The 22,562-nt window shown below is 33.5% G+C and carries 25 protein-coding genes and 1 pseudogene; 10 read left to right on the top strand and 16 right to left on the bottom strand.

Features of this window, described 5'->3' with window-relative positions:
* Positions 1–34: 34 nt before the first annotated feature.
* The 6 genes from nhaC to ACQKP0_RS19345 all read right to left on the bottom strand — a co-directional run bounded on the left by nhaC (position 35) and on the right by ACQKP0_RS19345 (position 7,107).
* Entirely contained in the window at positions 35–1,432 is a 1,398-nt protein-coding gene (gene nhaC, locus ACQKP0_RS19370; RefSeq protein ID WP_427407478.1) for a Na+/H+ antiporter NhaC, read from the bottom strand.
* Between the two features lie 377 nt (positions 1,433–1,809).
* Positions 1,810–3,378, bottom strand: a complete 1,569-nt coding sequence (locus ACQKP0_RS19365; RefSeq protein ID WP_427407477.1) for a peptide chain release factor 3 — start codon at positions 3,376–3,378, stop codon at positions 1,810–1,812.
* Between the two features lie 151 nt (positions 3,379–3,529).
* Complete coding sequence (locus ACQKP0_RS19360; protein ID WP_427407476.1) at positions 3,530–3,769, bottom strand: YueH family protein; 240 nt, start codon at positions 3,767–3,769, stop codon at positions 3,530–3,532.
* A 150-nt stretch (positions 3,770–3,919) separates the two neighbouring features.
* Complete coding sequence (locus ACQKP0_RS19355) at positions 3,920–4,951, bottom strand: P1 family peptidase (RefSeq protein WP_427407475.1); 1,032 nt, start codon at positions 4,949–4,951, stop codon at positions 3,920–3,922.
* Positions 4,952–4,965: 14 nt separating this feature from the next.
* Positions 4,966–5,469 carry a S4 domain-containing protein gene (locus tag ACQKP0_RS19350; protein WP_427407474.1) on the bottom strand — a complete coding sequence of 168 codons (504 nt, stop codon included), beginning with the start codon at positions 5,467–5,469 and terminating at the stop codon, positions 4,966–4,968.
* 582 nt (positions 5,470–6,051) lie between these two features.
* The gene (locus ACQKP0_RS19345) at positions 6,052–7,107 is read right to left on the bottom strand and encodes a M42 family metallopeptidase (RefSeq protein ID WP_427407473.1); all 1,056 of its coding nucleotides are present in this window, start codon (positions 7,105–7,107) and stop codon (positions 6,052–6,054) included.
* Between the two features lie 315 nt (positions 7,108–7,422).
* On the opposite strand from ACQKP0_RS19345, the gene ACQKP0_RS19340 reads away from it, so the two are divergent.
* The 4 genes from ACQKP0_RS19340 (at position 7,423) to ACQKP0_RS19325 (ending at position 9,933) form a co-directional block, all read left to right on the top strand.
* Positions 7,423–7,872: an OsmC family protein gene (locus ACQKP0_RS19340; protein ID WP_427407472.1), complete on the top strand. Its 450-nt coding sequence runs from the start codon at positions 7,423–7,425 to the stop codon at positions 7,870–7,872.
* Positions 7,873–8,056: 184 nt separating this feature from the next.
* Entirely contained in the window at positions 8,057–8,206 is a 150-nt protein-coding gene (locus ACQKP0_RS19335; protein ID WP_427407471.1) for a hypothetical protein, read from the top strand.
* 131 nt (positions 8,207–8,337) lie between these two features.
* Positions 8,338–9,318: a Gfo/Idh/MocA family protein gene (locus tag ACQKP0_RS19330; RefSeq protein WP_427407470.1), complete on the top strand. Its 981-nt coding sequence runs from the start codon at positions 8,338–8,340 to the stop codon at positions 9,316–9,318.
* Between the two features lie 444 nt (positions 9,319–9,762).
* Entirely contained in the window at positions 9,763–9,933 is a 171-nt protein-coding gene (locus ACQKP0_RS19325; RefSeq protein WP_427407469.1) for a hypothetical protein, read from the top strand.
* Between the two features lie 714 nt (positions 9,934–10,647).
* Here ACQKP0_RS19325 and ACQKP0_RS19320 read toward each other — a convergent pair.
* The 6 genes and pseudogenes from ACQKP0_RS19320 to ACQKP0_RS19295 form a co-directional block, all read right to left on the bottom strand.
* Positions 10,648–11,115 (bottom strand): hypothetical protein, encoded by a 468-nt coding sequence (locus ACQKP0_RS19320; protein ID WP_427407468.1) that lies wholly within the window; start codon positions 11,113–11,115, stop codon positions 10,648–10,650.
* Positions 11,116–11,327: 212 nt separating this feature from the next.
* Positions 11,328–12,224, bottom strand: coding sequence for a 1,4-dihydroxy-2-naphthoate polyprenyltransferase (locus ACQKP0_RS19315; RefSeq protein ID WP_427407467.1), 897 nt, complete (start codon positions 12,222–12,224; stop codon positions 11,328–11,330).
* Between the two features lie 182 nt (positions 12,225–12,406).
* Entirely contained in the window at positions 12,407–12,823 is a 417-nt protein-coding gene (locus tag ACQKP0_RS19310; RefSeq protein WP_427407466.1) for an N-acetyltransferase family protein, read from the bottom strand.
* A gap of 154 nt (positions 12,824–12,977) precedes the next feature.
* A complete protein-coding gene (locus ACQKP0_RS19305) occupies positions 12,978–13,502 on the bottom strand; it encodes a GNAT family N-acetyltransferase (RefSeq protein WP_427407465.1) in 525 nt (174 codons plus the stop codon).
* A 63-nt stretch (positions 13,503–13,565) separates the two neighbouring features.
* A pseudogene (locus ACQKP0_RS19300) lies at positions 13,566–13,885 on the bottom strand (helix-turn-helix domain-containing protein); the annotation flags it as partial.
* 119 nt (positions 13,886–14,004) lie between these two features.
* Positions 14,005–14,394 (bottom strand): hypothetical protein, encoded by a 390-nt coding sequence (locus ACQKP0_RS19295; RefSeq protein ID WP_427407464.1) that lies wholly within the window; start codon positions 14,392–14,394, stop codon positions 14,005–14,007.
* 255 nt (positions 14,395–14,649) lie between these two features.
* Here ACQKP0_RS19295 and ACQKP0_RS19290 point away from each other — a divergent pair, with 255 nt between their 5' ends.
* The 3 genes from ACQKP0_RS19290 (at position 14,650) to ACQKP0_RS19280 (ending at position 17,843) form a co-directional block, all read left to right on the top strand.
* Positions 14,650–15,558, top strand: coding sequence for an ArsR/SmtB family transcription factor (locus ACQKP0_RS19290; protein ID WP_427407463.1), 909 nt, complete (start codon positions 14,650–14,652; stop codon positions 15,556–15,558).
* Positions 15,559–15,571: 13 nt separating this feature from the next.
* On the top strand, positions 15,572–16,807 hold the full coding sequence (locus ACQKP0_RS19285) for an MDR family MFS transporter (protein ID WP_427407462.1): 1,236 nt from the start codon (positions 15,572–15,574) through the stop codon (positions 16,805–16,807).
* Positions 16,808–17,111: 304 nt separating this feature from the next.
* A complete protein-coding gene (locus ACQKP0_RS19280; protein WP_427407461.1) occupies positions 17,112–17,843 on the top strand; it encodes an alpha/beta fold hydrolase in 732 nt (243 codons plus the stop codon).
* Positions 17,844–18,108: 265 nt separating this feature from the next.
* Here ACQKP0_RS19280 and ACQKP0_RS19275 read toward each other — a convergent pair whose 3' ends face one another.
* Complete coding sequence (locus ACQKP0_RS19275) at positions 18,109–18,855, bottom strand: S8 family serine peptidase (RefSeq protein ID WP_427407460.1); 747 nt, start codon at positions 18,853–18,855, stop codon at positions 18,109–18,111.
* A gap of 397 nt (positions 18,856–19,252) precedes the next feature.
* Between ACQKP0_RS19275 and ACQKP0_RS19270 the strand changes: the two genes are divergently transcribed.
* Together ACQKP0_RS19270 and ACQKP0_RS19265 are read left to right on the top strand one after the other, a co-directional pair.
* A complete protein-coding gene (locus ACQKP0_RS19270) occupies positions 19,253–19,570 on the top strand; it encodes a hypothetical protein (protein ID WP_427407459.1) in 318 nt (105 codons plus the stop codon).
* Complete coding sequence (locus ACQKP0_RS19265; protein ID WP_427407458.1) at positions 19,539–19,736, top strand: hypothetical protein; 198 nt, start codon at positions 19,539–19,541, stop codon at positions 19,734–19,736. Before ACQKP0_RS19270 ends, ACQKP0_RS19265 begins: the two co-directional genes overlap by 32 nt.
* A 533-nt stretch (positions 19,737–20,269) precedes the next feature.
* Here ACQKP0_RS19265 and ACQKP0_RS19260 read toward each other — a convergent pair.
* Both ACQKP0_RS19260 and ACQKP0_RS19255 read right to left on the bottom strand, forming a co-directional pair.
* A complete protein-coding gene (locus ACQKP0_RS19260) occupies positions 20,270–20,440 on the bottom strand; it encodes a hypothetical protein (protein ID WP_427407457.1) in 171 nt (56 codons plus the stop codon).
* Between the two features lie 189 nt (positions 20,441–20,629).
* Complete coding sequence (locus ACQKP0_RS19255; RefSeq protein WP_427407456.1) at positions 20,630–20,734, bottom strand: YjcZ family sporulation protein; 105 nt, start codon at positions 20,732–20,734, stop codon at positions 20,630–20,632.
* A 352-nt stretch (positions 20,735–21,086) separates the two neighbouring features.
* Here ACQKP0_RS19255 and ACQKP0_RS19250 point away from each other — a divergent pair, with 352 nt between their 5' ends.
* Positions 21,087–21,170 (top strand): YjcZ family sporulation protein, encoded by an 84-nt coding sequence (locus tag ACQKP0_RS19250; protein WP_427407576.1) that lies wholly within the window; start codon positions 21,087–21,089, stop codon positions 21,168–21,170.
* Positions 21,171–21,722: 552 nt separating this feature from the next.
* On the opposite strand, the gene ACQKP0_RS19245 is transcribed toward ACQKP0_RS19250, so the two are convergent.
* On the bottom strand, positions 21,723–22,445 hold the full coding sequence (locus ACQKP0_RS19245; RefSeq protein WP_427407455.1) for a glycoside hydrolase family 73 protein: 723 nt from the start codon (positions 22,443–22,445) through the stop codon (positions 21,723–21,725).
* Between the last annotated feature and the right edge of the window lie 117 nt (positions 22,446–22,562).

Below are 22,562 nucleotides of genomic sequence, written 5' to 3'. Positions count from 1 at the left end.
TGAAAACAAGTTTCTAGGTTATTTTTTACTTTTCTTAAGCAGATACCTTTTCTTCTTCTTTTAATGTTATGGTTTTTCCTGTTATACCAAATAAAATGGTTAACAGAGGTGAGAGTAAGCAAAAAAATGCAAATGGTAAATAATCAAGTGTTGTTACACCAAGAACATTAGTTAAAAACACCCCACAAACACTCCACGGTACTAATGGGTTAACAACTGTTCCTGCATCCTCTAGAACTCTTGAGAGATTTTTATTTGCTAAGCCAAGTTTTTCAAAAGGACGCTGAAATGATTCTCCTGTTAAAATAATCGATAAATATTGTTCTCCAATCAAAATGTTAATTCCTATTGCGGTACAAGCAGCTGCAGTAATAACAGAACCTACTTTATTTAAAACCCTACCCAAGGATTGTAATAATACAGGAATAATTCCTAATGTAAAAGTGAGTCCTCCCATGCTTAATGCAAGAAGCACTAATGACACGGTAAACATCATACTATTTATCCCACCCCTAGTTAGTAAACTATCAATCGCTTCGTTTCCTGTTGTTGAAACATATCCGTTAAAAAGAACTTTCAACAACTCATTTCCAGATGGAATATGATGAAAAAACGAAAGGATGATGGCAAATAGTGAATTACAAGCTAAGGTAATAAATGCTGAAACTTTCTTGTATGCAAAGATTCCAAGCATAACAATTGGAATGAGACTGTACCAGTGAACCAAATTTGTCTGTAATAAGCCATCTTGAAAACTTGATAATCTACTAAAATCAGTAGCTGTTACTTTAGGTGATAACAATGCGTAAGCAATAAAGCTAATAATAAATGCAGGAATCGTTGTCCAAGCCATATTACGAATATGCTCAAATAGGTCAACTTTCATCATTGTTGAAGCAATATTTGTCGTATCAGATAATGGTGACATTTTATCGCCGAAAAAAGCTCCTGATACTATGGCTCCCGCTGTTAGTGCTAAAGATGCATCAAGTGCAGAAGCAATGCCAATAAATGCAACACCTAGAGTCGCAGTAGTCGTTAATGAACTCCCTATTACTACTCCAACAATACCTGTAAGCAAAAAAACAATCGCATAAAAGAAATGTGCAGAAACTATTTGAAAGCCCGCGTAAACCAAAGTTGGAATCGTGCCGCTTAGCATCCAGGCAGCAATTAATAGACCTATTAGAAAAAAGAGAAAAACAGCAGCTAGTCCTGATTTTGCTCCGTTTGTCATCCCTTCTTCTAATACTTTAAATGGAATCCTCTTTATTAGCCCATAGAAAAGTAGCAAAAAGGTAGAAAATAAGATTGGAATATGTGGTGCAGCTGAAAATTTTATAATACTTATGCTTATTAAACCTACAATAATGATGGTTAAAATCAGCGCTTCTATCACTGATGGTGTATATGCTTTCTTAATATTGATCATGTTGAAGACCTCCTATGATGCAGTGAAATTAATACATAAAAAACAAAAAGAGCATCCTTGTCCCAAATTAGGGACGAAGAAGCTCCGCGGTACCACCCTAGTTAATGATTTTTATCATTCACTCTTTTTTTCCAAACATTATTAACGGTGTATTTCACCTCTATTGCCGCCTGAATTTCCACCTTCCATTCAGTCTCTTTTTGCTGCGTCCAATAGAATTACTTAAGTCCGTTATTTTGGCAGATACTATTAACTTTTATACTTAAACGCTTTTAAGCTTTTGTGCAATAAAGTATTTATATATAAATATACCATGAATAAAAAATTATTCAAGGATAATTTTTTGGGGCGGGATGTTTACCCGCCCTAGAAAATTATTATTCCATCGGATTCATTAAACGAATTTCTGGATGTTTGTCTTGGAACCATCTTAAAGCAAAGTCATTTTCAAATAAAAATAAAGGCTTATCAAAACGATCCTTAACTAATAGGCTACGTGAGCTTGAAAGAGATTCCTTCACTTGATCCTCATCAATCCAGCGTGGTATTTTGGATCCAATTGGTTCCATAATAACATCTGAATTATATTCATTCTTCATGCGGTGCACAAATACTTCAAATTGCAGCTGACCAACGGCACCAAGAATATAATCATCCATTCGATATGTTTTATAAAGCTGAATCGCTCCTTCCTGGACAAGCTGATGAACACCTTTATGAAAATGTTTTTGCTTCATTACATTTTTTGCAGATACTTTAACAAATAGCTCCGGTGTAAACTGTGGAAGCTTTTCGTAATTTAATAATTGCTTTCCTGATGTAATCGTATCTCCAATTTGATAGGTACCTGTATCATAAAGTCCGATAATGTCGCCGCTAACTGCCGTATTTACCGTACTGCGATCATCAGCAAGGAATTGAGTGGATTGGGATAATTTCATTGATTTTCCTGTTCTTGATAGTGTAACATTCATCCCACGATCGAATTGACCAGAGCAAATTCGTACAAAAGCAATCCGATCGCGATGAGCAGGATTCATATTTGCTTGGATTTTAAAGACAAATCCCGAAAATTCTTCATTTGTCGGATCAATCATCCCCACATCTGAATTTCTTGGCTGTGGTGATGGAGCAAATTGAAGATATGTTTCAAGAAATGTTTGTACACCAAAGTTTGTTAGAGCACTACCGAAAAATACTGGAGACAAAGTGCCGGCAGCTATACGCTCCTTCGAAAACTCATTTCCTGCTTCATTTAGTAAGAGAATTTCTTCTAATGCTTGATCATAAAGAGATGATTGTTTAATTAGTGAATCTCCTTCAATTTCTCCCTCTTCATTAAGAGGTATAAAGCGATCATCCTCTTCTACACGAAACTGTTCGATTCGATTATGGAAACGATCATAAATACCTAAAAATTCTTTTCCCATCCCTATTGGCCAGTTCATTGGATACGATTCAATTCCAAGGACTTCTTCCAATTCCGCTAATAGCTCAAGAGGGGTTTTTCCTTGACGGTCAAGCTTATTAATAAATGTAAAAATCGGAATCCCTCTCATCCGACATACTTTAAAAAGTTTAAGAGTTTGTTCCTCAATCCCTTTAGCCGCATCGATAATCATCACCGCACTATCAACAGCCATTAATGTTCGGTATGTGTCTTCACTGAAATCCTGGTGACCAGGAGTATCAAGAATATTCACACGTTTTCCATCGTATTCAAATTGCATAACAGAGGAAGTAACCGAAATTCCTCTCTGTTTTTCAATTTCCATCCAGTCTGATGTTGCAAATTTCCCTGACTTTTTCCCTTTTACCGTTCCAGCTGCACGAATCGCTCCGCCGAATAATAGTAATTGCTCAGTCAAGGTTGTTTTCCCGGCATCCGGGTGGGATATAATTGCAAAGGTTCTTCTTGATAGAACCTCATCTCTCAAAGAAGTCATGTAGTAAAAATCCTTTCATTGTAGATTTAAATTTATATATTATTTTCGTTTTTCATTTTTTACATTGGAATCACCTTTATATGTTCTTTTTAAAAGAAATAAGGAAATCGGCCATTCGCCGATTTCTTCTAATCTAACTCTAACTTCTAATTCACATTTCTCTTGTCCATTGATAAATCCGATGTGCTAAGTTTTGAGCCTCTTGTTCATCGATTATTAACTTTAATGAAGCAACTAATTTCTCTAATAACTCATCTCCATAGTCATCATATGTATAAGTTGTAGACCATTCAATTGTCGGAATAGCCACTACAAAAAATTCATCCTTTTTATTTTCATATATAAATATGTTTAACTCAAATTCATTGAGCATTGTTTTACGTATTTTCATCCAGACATTCCTCCAATCAATTTATATTATAATGGAAAAGTAGTGGAGAAAAAACATATTCATTATTTGGATAAAAAAAAGACTTAAAACAATGGTTATTTACACATTATCTTAAGCCTTTATATTTTGATTAAAAGGTTGACGAGTTCTCTATATTTCCAGAGCATAGATCGGAACTTTTTGAGCGACTCGATTTTTTCTCCCTGTCGTCGTTTCAGCCTGTGTTAACGAATTTAGTATAGCTTCTTCTGTCGCTTCTGCAGCCGCTTGGAAAAGAAGGTTCATAATGGGGTGATCATCTCTTAATACTATTCTCTTTTCTACAGCATTTAGATCATCATGTCGGATTTTTTCTGCATTGGAAAATGCTATGACAACATCACCGCTGCCATTGTGAATATGGCTTCCAGTCCTGCTTAGCCCAACAATACATCTTTTTGCTAATCTTTTTAACTGTCGATCTGACAGCGGTGCATCCGTAGCTAAAACCATCATGATGGAGCCATCGGGTCGTTCAGCATTGTCTTTTTCAGTATATTTAATATAGCGAAACTCTTCTTTGGTTCCAAAGTTACTTTGGACAAGCAACCCAACTGTATATGAAAATTCATCAGTTGAAACAATTCTTGATGAACTTCCAATTCCTCCTTTAAAACCAAAGCACATTGTCCCAGTTCCCGCACCAATGCATCCCTCTTCAGTTTGATTTATCGTCGCCTCCTGAATCGCTTGTATAGCATGCTCAGGTTTTACTGCAAGAAGACGAGCGGAATTTAAATAACTATCATTACATTCTCCAACCACTATATTAATTGAACTCGTTGTATCACCTATATTCGGATTCTGTTCCAGCATGTATTGTAGTGTACCTTGTAGTACGGGTCCAACACTAAAGGTATTCGTCAGCAAAATTGGAGACTCAAGACACCCAAGTTCTTCAACTTGGATAAGCCCTGTTGTTTTTCCAAATCCATTCGCCACATAGCAGGCGGCTGGAACTTTTTCAGTAAAAATATTTCCTTCATGAGGTAATATAGCGGTTACCCCTGTACGAATGCATTCATTATTTATATCTTCGTTTAATGTTAGATGCCCCACCTTGATACCGTTTACATCTGTTATGCAATTTTTGCTGCCTGTGGGAAGACTGCCTACTTTTATCCCTAATGCTCGAGCCTTCATTTTTCTCCATCTCCTTAAGTTAACATGACTGAAATGATACTGTTTTCTATAATCTTTTGACTTGGTTTACAAAACTCGTAGTTTACTTGTATTCGACCATTTTTTATTTTCTTAACTATCTCTGATCGGTTCCAGTTTTGAACCCTTTCAGCTAATAGCTTATCTAGTCGATATCCTTCTGAAGCTTGAATAATTTTTATACAAATCTGGCTTATACCTTGTTTTGCAACAGACTCTATATCAATGATTTCAATCTCTTCTTTTCCCACATCATTGATTTCTTCTTTTATTATTGCGTGTTCTGTATAAGCCTTATAAATACTCAACTTTTTATTCCAAGTATGATCTTTTTCACACTTATAAATTGCATATCTATAAGTATTTTTTCCATTTGAATTGTGTCTTCTTATGAGAGAGTCTTTAAACTCGACTTTTTTCCCACAATGCTTACAATAACGAACAATCACTTCATCATTTGTTGAATGTATTAAACTCCAAGATAATTCTAAAGTTTGCACTTTCCTTCACCTCTTTAGAAAAGCGAAAGCGCCTTGCTCAGCCCCGACAAGCAAATGTTCTTTTACAGTGAAAGTTTGCTTTTGGACTTTCTCTGTAAAAGAACATTTGACCTCGAGGGGCTAGGCGCTGTAGCTAGACAATATAAGATAAAGGAACGTCACATCTATTTGGATATGTTAGTATCGATCAGTATTTAAAAAGAAAAATTAGATTACAATTTAAACACAAATAAGAGGTCCCCAAAAAGAGAACCCCTGTTAGCTCCATACTACAGATTCGTTCCGTTCCTTTGTAATGGGATTAATAGACAGACTCCTCCCTAGGTGAAAAACGTTAGTTTTCCGAAGGGTCTTATCCAATTTTTTTGTCCATTACAAAGTAGATGTTGGCATAAACAGTAACGAGTCCTTTCTATCCAAATAGTTCATGGATATATTATCATTGATTAACATATATTTCAATTGTTTTTTTGATAATATTCCGAAAAATATAGCTATTTTAGATATTATTAAACGAACATGTCTCTCCCTTTCTATATATAAAGAACCTTAACGATTTAATCATTAAGGTTCAAAAACGTTCTAGCATGTTACTATTTCTGATTGTACGTAAGCAAATAATAATTGCTCCGTATTAAATATGGATGATTCATGTGTCCTTTCAAACGCATGGGATGATTCAATTCCTGGTCCTACTAATCCGTGAACGATATCAAATCCCGCACGAATGGCTGCAGAAGCATCAGATCCATAAAAAGGATAGATGTCCACTTTATATCCAATATTATTTTCCTTTGCTAAATTCACTAGATGCTTACGTAATCCATAATGGTAAGGGCCGCTTGAATCCTTGGCGCATATTGATACTGTGTATTCATCAGAAGCCTGCCCATCTCCTAAAGCACCCATGTCAACCGCTAAATACTCCACTGTTTCAGGAGTAATATTAGAGTTCCCACCATAGCCGATTTCTTCATTATTAGATATAAGGAAATGGGTTGTATAAGGGAGCTCTAAATTGTTTTCTTTAATAAATTTTATTAACCTCAAAAGAATAGCTGTACTTGCTTTATCATCTAAATGACGGGATTTTATATATCCGGATTCAGTGATTTCTACCCGAGGATCAAAAGAAACGAAGTCTCCTTCCTCGATACCTAATGCGCGTACATCTTCTTCATTCAAAACTTTTTCATCGATTCGAACTTCGATGTTCTCTTCATTCCTTTCAGCTTTCCCGGCATCCTTATATACATGAACAGACTGCTGATGCATTAAAATTGTTCCTGTGTAAATTTTCCCTGAAGAAGTTTCAATTTTACAATACTCGCCTTCAACTGAATTCCAGCGGAACCCACCAATCATCGTTAATTTCAAGCGACCATTTGATTTCACTTCTTTTACCATCGCACCTAGTGTATCTACATGTGCTGTCAGCATACGATGCTGATTTGTATTTTTTCCAGGAATAGTGACAATAAGTCCACCTTTACGATTCCTTTTCATTTCTACATTTGTTTCTTTTAAGTATTGCTCACAAAAGTCAATTACTTTTTTTGTATTTCCTGAAGGACTTGGGATAGATACTAATTGTTGAATTAATTCTATCGTTTCTTTTGCATTGCCATATGTATTCATGAAAAATCTCTCCTAATTCAGTAATTCGGCTTTAATCTACTCTATTATTATATGGGAACGCTTCGAAATAAAACAGTTATATGCTATTATTTTTTCGATTTTTCTAATTATAATTATTATGTAGGCTCTTTTCTAAAACTCTGTTACTTTTGATAAGAAAACTTAATAATAACTACCATATATGTTAGATCATAAATTATACTTAGAAAAGATGCCCCGTAACCAAGCTTGTTTGGAGGTTATCATTTTACGATATAGCAGCAATCTTTACGAAAACAGCCATTATGTATAATAAATGGATGAGGAGGCATGAAAATGGAAGAACATCATTTTCATTTAAAAGCAAATTGGCCTGGCGGCAGAAATAGTGTTGGAGTGATTGATGCAGGAAAATTAAAGACAGAGATTTCCATTCCAATAGAAATGGATGGCCCAGGTGTAGGAACAAATCCGGATGAAATGCTGCTTGGTGCAGCAGCTACATGTTATATTATTACACTTGCTGCGATGCTCGAACGCCGTCAGATTCCTGTTGTTAGCTTAACACAAGAATCAGAAGGTATTGTTGAGGTTATAAAAGGTGTCATTACATATAAAAAAATCATTCATCGACCAAAAGTAGTTTTGTACAAAGTTTGTACTAATGAACAAGTTGTAAAAGTGGAACAACTTGCTGAACGAGCCGAGAAAAGTTGCATGATATCGCGAGCCATTCAAGGTAATGTAGAAATTGGCCTAGAGGTGCATGTTGAAGTAGAAAAATAAAATGACTAAATAATAAAAGATCTCCCTATAAATTGTATGGGAGATTTTATTCTATTTGAGGGCAACTTTAAAATTCAAAATTTTAAATGAACAATGAAACTATGTAAATGATCTCGAAAAGGTAAAAATATTATTTTACTTTCTGGATAAACTAAATAAGGGAAATAAAAGGAGGAATAACAAAATGTTAAAAAAGAAAAATGAAACCCCTCAAATCGCCCCTGGAATAGATGATGATCCAGAATTAAATGAAGAGGCAACAAACGAAGAAATTGAACACGGAGAATACACGAGCGTAACAACTTTTTCCTGGGATGAAGTTGATCCAAGTTAACCATTTTGCAGTTCTTTGATTCAAAATGACAGCCTAGCGCTGTCATTATTTATTTTCTTTATTATTAAAAATGACGATATACTACGAAAGAGGTAAAATAATAGGGAACATTTTTTAAGGGAGAGAATTACATGAGATTAGCAACAATAGGAACAAATTGGATTACTTCTACATTTATCAAATCCGCCTTAAAATCAAAAAAACTTAACCTACAGGCAGTTTATTCGAGATCACTTGAGAAAGCAAAAGAGTTTGCTGATCTACATTCTGCTCCACATTACTATAATAATCTAGAAGAGATGGCTAAAAGACAGGACATTGATGTCGTTTATATTGCATCCCCTAACTCCTTGCATTTTGAACAAGCTAAAATGCTTTTAAAACATAAAAAACATGTCATTTGTGAAAAACCAATTTTTTCGAATACAAATGAATTAAAGGAAGCTTATCAGATTGCTAATGATCATGGGGTATATTTGTTCGAAGCTGTCAGACATATATATACACCTAATTTTAATCAATTAGTAAATAAAATGCCGAAAATAGGAAATATACGGAGTGCTAATCTGCATTATATTCAGTATTCTTCACGGTATGATGCATTTTTAAACGGAGAAGTTCCAAATGTATTTTCAGCAGAATATTCTGGAGGTGCATTAGTAGATTTAGGCGTATATCCACTTTTTCTCGCAATCAAATTATTTGGTAAGCCTGTGAAATTTTCCTATCATCCGACGATCCTTCAAAGCGGGATTGATGGAAATGGTACATTAATCTTACAATACGATAATTTTGTTTGTACAATCATGTGTTCAAAAATATCGCAATCCTACATTCCGAGTGAGATTCATGGTGAAACTGGTACGATAATTATGGACAGCACAACCCCTACTGCTCTCGAATGGGTGGAAAATAAATCTAAAAAACGTACTTCCTTTGACGTAGAACAAGATGAACTAGATATGATCTATGAAATTGAAACTTTTACAAATATTATCCAAACAAAGGATCAAAAGGCCTTTGTGCAACTAAAACAGTTAAGTGAAACCGTTCTTTCTATCACCGAGGCTGCTAGAAAACAAAATAATATTTTGTTTGGTGGAGAACTATAAACAGATGGTGACCCAACTAAGAGTTCATAACTCTTTGTTTGGGTCATTTTACTTTTACGAAAAGAACCTATTGTAAATTGTCGATGATTTAATACATTACTTTTCTTTTAATGGGCATGATTATTATATATATCCCTTTAAAGGAGATGAGAATAAAATGCAAAATCCAGAATCGATTAACGAATATGAAGATTACTCAAATATTTATGTAGATAAAAATTATTCCATATGTCCTATTTGTGATGGTTATGGATATGATATCAATTCAGAAATATGTAGTAGCTGCTCTGGTTTAGGAAAGGTCTAAACTAAAGAACCTATCATTACTTTTGTATCTAGCAGCTCACCGTTATCACAACATAATTGGATTTTTAAATTTTCACTTCACTATGGTACATAGTTACTATATAATATACATGACTATATGCTTAGGAGGGAAAATTAATGATACAAGAGGAGGAACACTTACTTTTTATTAAAGAACTTGGCCGTCTTTTACAAGATTTTAATCATTGTGATGATGAAGAAATCAAAAAAGAGATTCTCATTGATATTACTTTATTAAGTAATGTGATCAATCCGGATTATGAACTATCCTATCGTGCAATTGGATAAGTTTCCTCGCTCATTCATAATAATTCTCTTCATTTCTTATACTTATATTTTTTATCAATTTCTCCAAATTAAATGTATGAATCCCTAAAAAAATATAGCTTATTTTCTAGGATTTTGTTAACATTTGATTATCAACAATTGGAGGTCATCCTATGAAAAAGATAGCATTAGGTGCTTTCACTGTTCTGGTATTACTTATGCTTATTTTTATCCTTATAATGGAGTTTTATCCTTTTTCTTAATCTAAAAATATGTACATACAATAGTAAAGCTGCCCATAATGGCAGTTTTTTTATTATGTTTTTTATGTAAACTTTTTGGTCATACTATAAACAAAAAAATGAAAAAAAGTACCTAATAGATAAACTTTATTAAAAGTATTACAGAAAGGATTACTTCGGTTGCTGAAAATACTGAAATTTTTTCAAGAATATATTCCATATATCGGCTTTGGGTTTGCAACCTTCGTTTTCATTATTGCATTTGGTGCAAGTATGATAAATAAAATTAAATCAAAGAACCAAAATTGAGAACTTAACAAACTCTTAATAATGAATTAACGATTCCTTAGTATTTAATAGATACAATGGCTATGTATCCAAATACAAGATACTTCCCCCTTAGAAGATCCGGCACCTTTCCGGATCTTTTTGATATTTGGCTTACTCCAATATGGAAAAGTTCACATGTTTCCTGTCTACTATATGCTATAAGCTACTTCATATTCTTCTTATTTTCGAAAAGATATTGAAACCAATATAATAAAAATGCTTTATAAAAGATATAAAGGAAAAATTGCCAATTATTTATCCGAACTAATGTAGCTACTTTTAATTTCTTTAAAAATCTTATAAGTGGAAATGTAAAGAAAGCATCTACAATAGCATTGAGTAAAATAAACCGTTTAAAATTTCCGAATGTCCATTTTAATATCCACATAGAACCCACTAGATGCGGACCTATATTAAACGGAAATTCTCCTGAAAAATAAGAATTTGGTTTATTATAAAAAACCCACCATTTGCGTTTTTTCCCAACTTGAACATTAATCCCTTCTATAAGAACAATAAGGATAGATGCGGGAAGAAATCTCTTTATGTTGCGTCTCCCTAAAAAAGGCAGTGACAACCATGACAATAAGACCATCCCTACATTAAGTAACCATTGATTTTTCATTGGCATAATATACTTCCTTTTTTTATTAAGTTACTCCTTTCCAATTAAGAATATACACAATAAAAGCATCTTTCTATGACATCTACAAGAAAGTACCCTCCGCATTCATTCATGAAATAATAAAGCCAGAACTAGCCTAATGAAGCATTCTTCATTAGCCAATCCTGGCATAAATTCAATCTGTTTTAACTATTTATTTTGAGTACCTAGAAAGTAAATCAACCAATAAACAAGCCTATCGCAAATAATAATCCAAATACAGTGTTTGTTTGTGCGGTAGATTTCATTGCTGTAATCATTTTAACAGCTAGACCGTCTCCTAAAAATCCTTTAACTGCTCTTATCGGAATTGGTATACTAAAGAAAACAACACAAGCCCATGGACTGACTACATTCGTAAAAACTAATAATAATATTAAAATATAAGCAAGGGCAAATGATGCAGCTAAGAAATAAATTGCATTTTTCCTTCCGATCAGAATAGCTAATGTTTTTCTTCCACCAACTGTATCTTCTTCTATATCACGTATATTATTGGATAAATTGATTGCTCCTACCAAAATAGCAATTGGTAAAGATAAAAGAATACTTTGAACATTGATAAATCCCGTTTGAATAAAGAATGAAATCAAAATAAACATAGATCCCATACACAAGCCGGCAAACAATTCACCAAATGGTGTATAGGCAATTGGCAGAGGACCACCTGTATACAAATAACCGATCGCCATCCCCACTAAGCCAATCAATGCAAGCCACCAGCTGCTATTCATACAAATGTAGAATCCAAAAACAATTGCTATCGCATAACATAAAATAGCTAATTGCAATACCGTCCTTGGCTTCATTCCTTCACGTACAATTGCTCCCCCAATACCAACAGAAGCCTCTGTATCTAAACCTCTTTTAAAATCATAATATTCATTAAATAAGTTCGTAGCTATTTGAATCCATAAACATGCAAATAACATAGCTAAAAAGAGCCAAATATCTATACTATCATAAAATTTTGCAGCAGCAGTCCCAATAAGAACAGGTACAAAAGAGGCGGTTAAAGTATGAGGACGAGTTAACTTCCATAACACTTTCACTTTCTTCTTAGTATTTATGTTCATAATTCTTTTCCCTTCCATTAAAAAGTTCTAATCCGTTCAATATTTTATCACATTTTTAGATTTTTATCTTGAATAGTATACATAAAAAATAAAAACCCATAGAACCTTTTAGGGAGATTAGAAAAATTCTATTAAAAAAGAGATGGAAGCTAAGTACCTACTACATTTATTATGTATATATTTTATTCATAAATCATAACCCAATATTTTTCCTTTTCTCCTTCTTCATTTACCTTCTTCCAACCATTCTTCTCATAGAATTTCATCGCTTTATGATTTTCAGATACACACTTCAATCTTAACGGCTTATTCATTTTTTTGATGGAGGCATTTAGCAAGAGACCCCCAACACCCTTACCAAAGTAATTGGGATGAACAAATAAATTATGAATGAAGTTATCTGGCAAGTATAATGAAGCAAATCCGAGTATATGATTATCCTCTTCCGCTACAATTATATACTCTCCTACAGTATCTTTATCAAAATCTTCTAATGTCATTTCTTCTAAAGCCGCCCAATGAAAATTTTTACGACGTGATTCCAGATAGATGTTTCTTAATTCTGGATAATCTAATTCATTCGCTTCTCTAATATTCATTTTTTCACCTTCGCTTCCTTTATACTGGACTTTAAATATTTTCGATTGAAATCTTATCTATTCTTTTTCTACAACTGTTCCTTAAGAATATTTAATAAATGCATTAGTTTATTGATTTAAAATGATTTTGTATTTTAATGCTTACACTGGTAATTTATTCGTTGTCTGTTCGACTATTATATGCAAACAGTTTTAGCTCTTCAGGATCATTAGAAAGCTGGACTAATCTTTCAAACTGTAAACCTATCTTTTCGAGCAACTTTGCTGAAGCGTAATTTTCTTGAGTTGTGATTGCCACAATGCGGTTTAGTCCTAATGTATTTATACTATATGCCATTACCGCTGAAGCAGCTTCATATGCGTATCCTTTTCCCCAATAGTTTGGGAGAAAAGCAAATCCAATATCAACATCTTCTAGCGAGTCTCTTTTAACAAGACCGCAAATTCCAATCGGGATTTGATCTTCTTTTCTTTCAACTAAATATAGGCAAAAGCCGAATTGCTCATACATGCGAAGCGGTCCATTTAATATATATTCACGTGCGTGTTCTACTGTTCTCACACCGCGATCACCAATGAACTGCAGCCATGAGGGATCATTTAATAGCTCAAGGAAAAAATTTGCATCATTAGTTGTTTCCAAACGAAGGGTAAGTCGTTCTGTGTCAACAATTTTCAAAGTAAAATCACTATCCTTTCAGTATTATATTCGCGACTGTCTTTGCCATGATTTCTCTTATATTCAGCTGATATCAGACATAAATTCATATGCTGTTTTACCATATACACTTTTAAAGTGTATATTTAAGTGTGATAAATCAACATATCCGCATGATGGTACTGCAGAGTAGATATCCTTGTTTTTTTCTATAGCTGCTTGGCATGCTTAACTTTGCAGTTTAGAGAAAATTGATACGGAGAAATTCCTGTTTCAGCTTTAAATGTTCGAATAAACTGAAATTTCGACATATCCACCTCTTTACAAATGTCTTCAAGCCTTAACTCATCGCTTAAACTGTAGTATATCATTTCCTTTGCTTTATGGATAAAACTATTATTTTTATCTACATTTCAAAAGGATAAGTATTTCCGTCAAAGTCAATCGTGTCTCGAAACATGCTCCCTCCTGGTTCATCTAGTTTGTCTGAGACAATACTGTATCCATATTAATTTATCCATCATCATATCGAGTTCGTTTGTATCTCTTCAGAAGCAAAATTTTTCTGTCTTATTCGAAAGGAAATCGCCAAACTCAGGATGACGAAAAACAGTTGAAGTGATAAAGCCAACAGCATCCCAGTAAATAACCCCCATTGCAAAGTCTCACTAACAGCTATGAAAGCGCCCCCTAATCCTATGCTTAAGCCGGGACTGAATGCGTCAGTAAAGTGTAAGCTGGCAGATACCTCTCCTTCTTCACCGGAATTCGCGTGCTGCAACGCTATCGCACTTGTGGTTGGATGAGTCAAGCCGATGCCAAATTCAGTGAAAATTTGCGATATTATCGCGAATACAATTCCGCCTACTGGTAGGCTGACAGCCACCATAACCGCTGTAACACCTATAATCATAAAACAAATACCGGCCATTATTTTTTTCTTTCTTCCATTCCCATTATCTTTTTCATCAAGTTTTGACTGGAGCCATTCTTATATAGTGTCAACTTTCCATAATACCCCGAAGATGAGGTCATGAAACCTAATTTTTTCGTCTAAAGGTTCACAGATCTATAAAAAAAAAAAACACTTATCATTAATATTTAATAATTGTTGTATTACCTTTCTATATAATCTATAATTTATTTAAAAATGTTAGATGGTGATCGAATGAATAAAGATTATTCTATGACGGTAGAATATTCTCCAGCATATGAGCTAATTGTTAGTTTGTATACATTTATTTACAATCGAAAGTTGAAAACAATCGACTTAAAAGAACAATGGATAAAAGAAACGAAAGCGAACATCCCAGCCAATTTTATCAATGAATTAGAGGATGAAAGGTGGGAAGTATTGCACCGTATTGTATTATTAATATCGCAATGCGATGAGAAAGAAACAATTGATGGCTTTTTAACATGGTTCGAAAGACTTTCAGCAGGTGAAATCTATGAAAGATTAGCTCCTTGGGTTGATACGATCTCTACTGAATTGGGAATGATTCGAGACAATACAGTAGAGATTCTTCATAAATGGAATGAATATTATTTTAAAAATATTGATCCTGCTATCCTTCCATATTTAAAACAAGATGCCAAAAACAAACGAGAGAAGGTTACCTCTTATCAACCAATCGATCTAATTGAAGAGGCTACAAATGGAATAAGGATTGAACAATCTGAAAGCTTGAACCGGTTAATTTTAATTCCGCAATTTCATTGTTATCCTGTAACGATATTAGATTATTTCAATGGAATAGCAACTTGCTTATACCCTGCATGGAATCTTGCAGAGTTCGATCAAACAAAAGAAATGATTAAGCTTATGCAATGCATAGGAGATGAAACAAGATTAAGAATATTAATGTATGTGGCAAAGAAGCCAAGAACATTAATTGATATTCACAAACATTTGAAACTAGCAAAAAGCACCATCCATCATCATATTGCCCAATTAAGACGTGTGGGAGTCATTAGAAGTCATTTTATAGGAAGCTCGACTCCAGCTTTTTATAGCTTAAGGAAGAAGTTTATCACTGAATTCACCGATGAATTTAAAGAGCTGTTTGAAAGTTAAGGAGAAATCATTTATGAATAAAATAAAAATCTATTTAAATGAATACCATCCTATCGTTCATAGCTTAATATTCGGAACAGTTCTTATCTCGCTAACAAGTTCAATGAGTTTGCCCTTTTTAGCTATTTATTTAAGTAATGTAAAGGAATTAAGCTTTTCTACAATTGGTTTTATTATTGGTGTAGGTCCATTAATAGGTACTTTTTGCGGTCTAATTGGAGGAGTATTATCAGATTTTATCGGAAGAAAGAAGCTATTACTTCTATCATTGTTGGGATTAAGTATCGCCTTTATAGGCTTTATCTCGACTTCCTCAATTAGTTTATTAGTTTTTTTTAGTATATTAAGAGGTCTATCTCAAGCGTTTTTTGCTACAATATCTAAAGCATTAATGGCTGATTTAACACCAGAACGAAAAAGGTTTCGGATGTTTTCTAATCGTTATTTTGCTACAAATTTAGGATTTTCCATTGGGCCAATGATCGGAGCGTTATTAGGAATCGGTGGAAGCATGATTGCTTTTGTATTGACATCCATCATTTATATGCTTTACGGATTGGTTTTATTTAGTATGTTAAAGAACTCCTCATATAACGATCAAAAAGGAGAAGCTAATGACGAAGAAAGTGTAGACCTTGCTCTTTTATGGAAAGTCTTACGAAGTGATGTCCCATTATTGTTTTTTATCGTTGGGGGTATATTGTTGACTACGGTCCATGGACAAATGTCAGTCACACTTTCCCAATATTTAAAAGACAATATTATTGGTGGAGTTACTCTGTTTGCAGTATTGATGAGTTTAAATGGACTAACGGTTCTTTTCTTTCAACTTCCATTAACGAGATGGTCTGAACGATATAGTTTATTCCAGAGAATTTTGTCTGGATGTATTCTATTTGCTATCGGAGAGAGCGGATTTGCTTTTTCTGATACTTGGATCGGATTTATTGCTTCAATGTTCATATTTACACTCGGTGAAATATTTGTTATACCTGCTGAATATGCACAAGTAGATGAAATAACTCCAAATGAATTAAGAGGAACTTATTACGGGGCGCAAAGTTTGGGGGAATTTGGAAACTTTATTGGACCATGGTTTGGAGGAATTCTTTTATCTGTATATAGTGGAACAATCATGTTTCTTTTTATGGCCTTTATATCTATATTAAGCATATATTTCTTTTATACAGGGAGACAAATTTATAACAAGAAAGCAAAATCAACTATTCGAACAGAAGAAATTGTATAGTTTTAGGGTCTGTCATACCTAATATTTAACGATTTCCTACCATTCAAAAACAATATCAATACTAAAGTGCTGTATTATCGAATAATACAGCTAAGTCGCATTTTATTTTTTTGAAAATTCTGTTGTTTCATTGTTAATACAAATGGTAAATATATATTAAAAGGCGTGGTGTCGTATGACTTTCTTAACATTTAAAAGTGAAGTTAATAAACAAAAATACTATGATTGTTATGATCGCTCTTTAGAACGGTGGAAAATTGACACAGAAAACTTTTACATCGACACATCTTTTTGAAAAACTCATGTGATATCTTGCGGCCCTGTAGATGCTCCACCACTAATATTGATGCATGGAATGACAGTAAGTTCAACTATGTGGTTTGCTAACGCACCAGATTGGTCTGAAAAATTTAGAATATATGCACTTGATATCATTGGTGATTTTGGAAAAAGTGAATGTCTTAAGCCCATTTCAACTCCCCAGGATATTGATGTTTGGCTAAATGAGGTTCTTGATGCACTAGGGCTAGATGACATTTTCTTAGTAGGCCATTCGATGGGAGGGTGGATTTCTTTACAATTTAGTTTGAATTCCAATCGTGTTAAAAAACTGGTTTTACTAGCACCAGTAATGAGTTTTGCACCATTAAGCTGGAAATTCCCTTTTAAGTTGTTCCCGTCGTTATGGTTTAGAAATTCTTTCTTTATAAGAGATTTATATAATTGGATGTTTGCCAAAGGCAATAATCCTGATGAAATATTGTATCAACAATTTCTTAACGGATATAAATATGGAAAGATTCAATTAAGGGTTGTGCCAAAAGTTTTTGAAAGAAAGGAATTGGAACGACTACTCCCGGAGACGCTTTTATTAATCGGCGAACAAGAAGTTGTCTATTCTTCAACAAAAAAAGCCGCCCGGAATGCATCCAGTTTTCCTAATATTAAAACGAAGTTAATCCCTAATTGTTCTCATTGTTTATCTGCAGAACAAAAGAATGTCGTAAATGAATTAGTAACTGATTTTTTACGATAAAAAGTGCACCCCCCTATTCTTCTTTAACAACAGGGTGCTGCTACATTTATGTCTAGAGGTTTTAAAAAAACCGTAACATTTAAGTGTATTGAGGAAGGGTCATCCCTATTATAATATTCTGATTTTAAGAGGTATTTAGAAATATGATAAATGCTTTATTCTAAAGGAGAAAATAATTTGAGCAAGCGCAAAATAAATTGGGCTGTTATGCTTTGTTATTTAGGAATACTGACCTTTGTAGGGTATATTTTACTCGCGTACGGCTCTAACGATCCACGAAAAGCAGGCATTGTATCCGGAAAATTTGAAAACCCGGAGTTTTCTTTTTATCCATGGAAGATATTTTTTTACCTTCACATTCATTAAGGTAGGAATTGGCTTCATACTGATTTAAGTCACCACATAACACAACTCCAGCGACCGCTGTTCCGTGGTCCACTCCTTTTTTTATAGGAGCAGTACTTACGGATTTATTTTCTTTAGCATAGTTGACTAGAAATGGATGTGTTGGATCAATTCCACCATCAAAAATCCCCACTTTAATTTGAGATACATTTTTCCCAACAGGAGGCTTCAAAAAATTCGACTCATTTTGGGAATTTCTGATTTCCGGAAAAAAATCAACGGTAAGGGGATGTACAGTTCTTAAAGGATTAAAATCTGTAAATTCCTGCAATACTTTTTTACTCAAATAAACACTAACAAAAGTCGGTCCATTAGGATAACTTTTTATTTTCAATGATTTAGTATTAACTTTATTTTTCTCCAAGATTGATCTAAATTTACTCAACATTCTCTCATCATCATCACCAAAAGGATGGAGAACAAATTCAACAGTACCTTCTTCCCACTTTTCATCAAAACCTTGTTCAATTTCATCCCCAGAAAGAAGTGAGATATCCTCTACTTTGCGAATATCATTTTTAAGACTTTCAATAAGTTGTGTTTCTTCTTTGACAAGAATCTTTTCTAGCTGTTCGATACTGTCCTTGTCAAACTTGACAAAATGCATTTTACTAAGTTTCTCTTCACCTCCATTTTTTATTTCCCAACGTCTAGATCCAATATTCTCTAACCTAGCATGTTTAAATAAAGTATTAGGAGTATATGATTTTGCAAGAAATTTTTAAGTGGGTCAAAGTATTTAATTAGTCCATTATTAGTTTGTCCTCATCATTAATAACTTTTTTACATTTAGGACAGTAAATACTCAAGATTCCCCCTCCTCATATAAGTCTTATTAACCAATTTTATAAATAGGTAAAAAGTCCTTTTGTTTTTCAAAAAATAAAAACCACTCTTAAATGAAATGGTATTTATTATTGAAAGAAATTAGGTAAATTGGAATAAATATGTTGACACATAATACTATGCATAGTATTATAAAAGTATGGAAAGGATGTGAACAAGTGGAATACTTAGCAATAACAATAGCCGTACTTACCAGCTTAGTAACGATTCGCAAAATCTGGCACGATGGAACGAAATCGAAACAAGAAGCTGAAAAGATACGGCTAGAAAACAAAAAGATGAGAAGGGGAGATAATCCCCCTCTCAAAACTAAGTATACCACACAACAAATGAAATTTTTAATGACTCTACTCATTTTTTTACTAGTTGTATTGGTCGGTGTTTACATTAGAAAAATCTACTGGAAAAGTAAAGTTAAGCAGTTAAAAAAGGAGCGTAATAAACTTGGAGAAGAACAAACAAACCGAAGCGAATAAGAAATGGCAAGAAAAGAATAAAGAACATGCCAAGTATATAAGCGATCGTTCTCGTGCACGTAGCTTTATCAGAAAGCAAGCCACTTTTGAGGACATTGAGGAATTTCGAAAGCTACTAGATGAACGCCAGGAACAAATTAAAAATTCAGCCCCTATTGAAGAATAGGGGCCTTTTACTTAGAAGGCAAACAAAGGGTACTATATTAAAGTTTGTATAATGTTGTTAAATTATACCTACTTCAGTCATGAAAATCATAAAAAATACACCTACTTTGTAAGTGGCGTTTGAGTCAAAAAGTATATTTCTTTCTAGGTATATAAAAGTATCAAAACAGTATATTTTTCATATATTTTAATTAGTCCACTTTATTCCTAAAGGTCCAATTTTTAAAGAAGCATTTTCGGATGCTTCTTTTTTTTGTAATATGCACATATCTAGATGCATTACAAAAAGCCAACAATTGATTTATTTACTTAAGTTATGTCTTATTGTAGTTAAGAAGCCTTTAAAAACTAATTACATAATAATTTATTAAAGAATGTAATGAAAGAACCTTTAATTGATGAAAAAAGAAATACATTATTTTCCTAAAGAGACATTACCCTTATTGAACTGCAATTTTAGTTCAATAAGAACAGCTGCCTTTTATGGCAGCTTCGTTCTTACCTATGGGCTCTGGAAACACTTTTTAAAATCATTTACTTAATAGAATCTACGTCTTCTTCTTTCAAATTCAAAGCGTCTTCTTCTTTCAAATTCAAAGCGCCTTCTTCTTTCAAATTCAAAGCGCCTTCTTCTTTCAAATTCAAAAGGGAAAAACTCTCTTCTTTCAAATTCAAAGGGGAAAAACTCTCTTCTTCTAAATTCATTAGGAAAAAAAACCATGCGTAATCATCCTCCCTTCATTTAAGAAGTCTAGACAAAAGACCCCTAACTCACCAAGGCAAAAAACTCACTTTTTTTCTTAAACTAGTAAAAAAAGTAATATGTTTTTTGTATTTTACATTCCTTGGTGGTTAAGAACATACAACCCCCAATTATGCTGGAGAGTCGTGAAATTAATACCCATAGCTCATAAAGGATGCTCCTACAATAATCAATAGGATGAAGAGAACAACGATTAAAGCGAAAGGATTATGATGACGACGTTCTTCAAATTCCATAGAGTATCACCACCTTTATTATGTGTCTTTAAATAATATGTAATGATTGTAAAATCTGAAATGGACATGAATGGAATTCTTAATATATCCTATACCTATTTAATAAAAATATATTTTAGTTTAACCTCCATACTCTTAGTTATTACCTTCGGTAAATGCGTATGTTTTATAGCATGCACTTTTATCTATTATTTGAAAGATCGTCGATGCATAGGAAAAGAATCTACTAGATAAATGACGATTTTTCTCTCTTTTAAACATTTGTCCACTAACACCTTCTATAAATTTACATAATATGAACGTGTGGGATTGCATTTACAGGACCATAAACAATCAATGGGGGGTGTTAAGTATGGGATCAGCTTTTGCTTTGATTGTTGTACTATTTATTTTGCTTATCATTGTAGGTGCTGCTTTTGTTGGAGGCGGTTATTAATTAACTCCGGAGTTTGATTCATACAAACCCAATCTAATTTATGAATGGACTCTTAATTATCCGATTGGAGATGATTGTGGAAATATAAGGCCCCTCCAAACGGATGGGCTCTTTACTTGGAAGTAAATCGAGGGTTCAATACTAATGTATACAAGAAATAATTAAATTATGCTTAATATAAGAGAATAAAATAAATAATTCTAAAATAAAAATTAAAAATATTGTTTTTATCTAATCAAATTTACCTATTTATCCATATAGTGATGTAAGTGGCTTTAATGTCAATAACACTTACATCGTATAGGGGAGTTAGTAGCAAGAGGTGATAGCTGTTATTGTCTTAAAGCCACTAAAATTGAGGTTGGTTCAATAATATCTTCTAGTCACTATTGATAGCCTTTTACCTAAAAATGGGTTTAAGGCTTTTTTTATTATAATGATTTAGCCCCTCTCGAGATTGAGAGGTACTTTTAATGTTGAAGTAAATCTTGGGTGCAATTATAATATTTGTTTAAGACAATCAAATTATGTTTATTCCACCCGCATTATATCTTATTCGTTTTTTATTTTTGAACCTGTGCTTGGAGCTGCGTAAATGTTTACTTTTCCAAAATCTCTAGTTTGGATGGTATATACATCTTTTTGTGGGTTACCTAGAATATCATAGGACAGACCACCAAACTTCTTAGGATTAAGTTTTCCTATCTCGTTACCTACCACAGGAGCTTTATTGGTAGGGTATACCCTCCAACTAGAATCAGTTGCCGGAAGATGAACTTTCTTAGATGGTTTTACTTCGGTAGGTTTTTCTACTTTCTTTCCGTCATACTGAGTTAATTTATTCGCTTCTATCGTAGCAATTACTTTAGCTGCATAATTTGGATCAGTAGCATATCCTGCCGATTGCACAGCCTTAGCAGCCTTTTTGTAATCTGTTTCACCAATGATTTTTTTGTATTTATTACGATCCCAGCTAACCCCATTTTTATAAAGATTAGCAAGATCACAAAGTGACTCATACCAGGACGGATATTTTCGAAAGGCTGCATCAATATAATATTTATTTCCTTTTTTATTGTATTCAGCAGTTCTCATCGTAACGAATTGACCGTTAAATGAACCTTTAATTCCGAATAAGTTCTTACCCTTCACAGCTAGTCCACTTTTACCCCAATTACTTTCATGAATTGCTTGAGCAATGACCAATGATGCTAAGATACCATATTCCTTCTGAATCCGTTGAGCGTGTGGAGCAATTTCACTGATAAATGTCATTATTCCTCATCTCCCTTTAAATAAAATCGAGTAGAGGGAAAATAATTTAATTATTTTCGCCCCTCTCACACCACCGTACGTACGGTTCCGTATACGGCGGTTCAATTTATATTACAG

Source organism: Heyndrickxia sp. NPDC080065 (genome assembly GCF_050281185.1).
Classification (GTDB): Bacteria; Bacillota; Bacilli; order Bacillales; family Bacillaceae_C; genus Heyndrickxia.
This window is presented reverse-complemented; position numbering and strand designations above follow the sequence as displayed.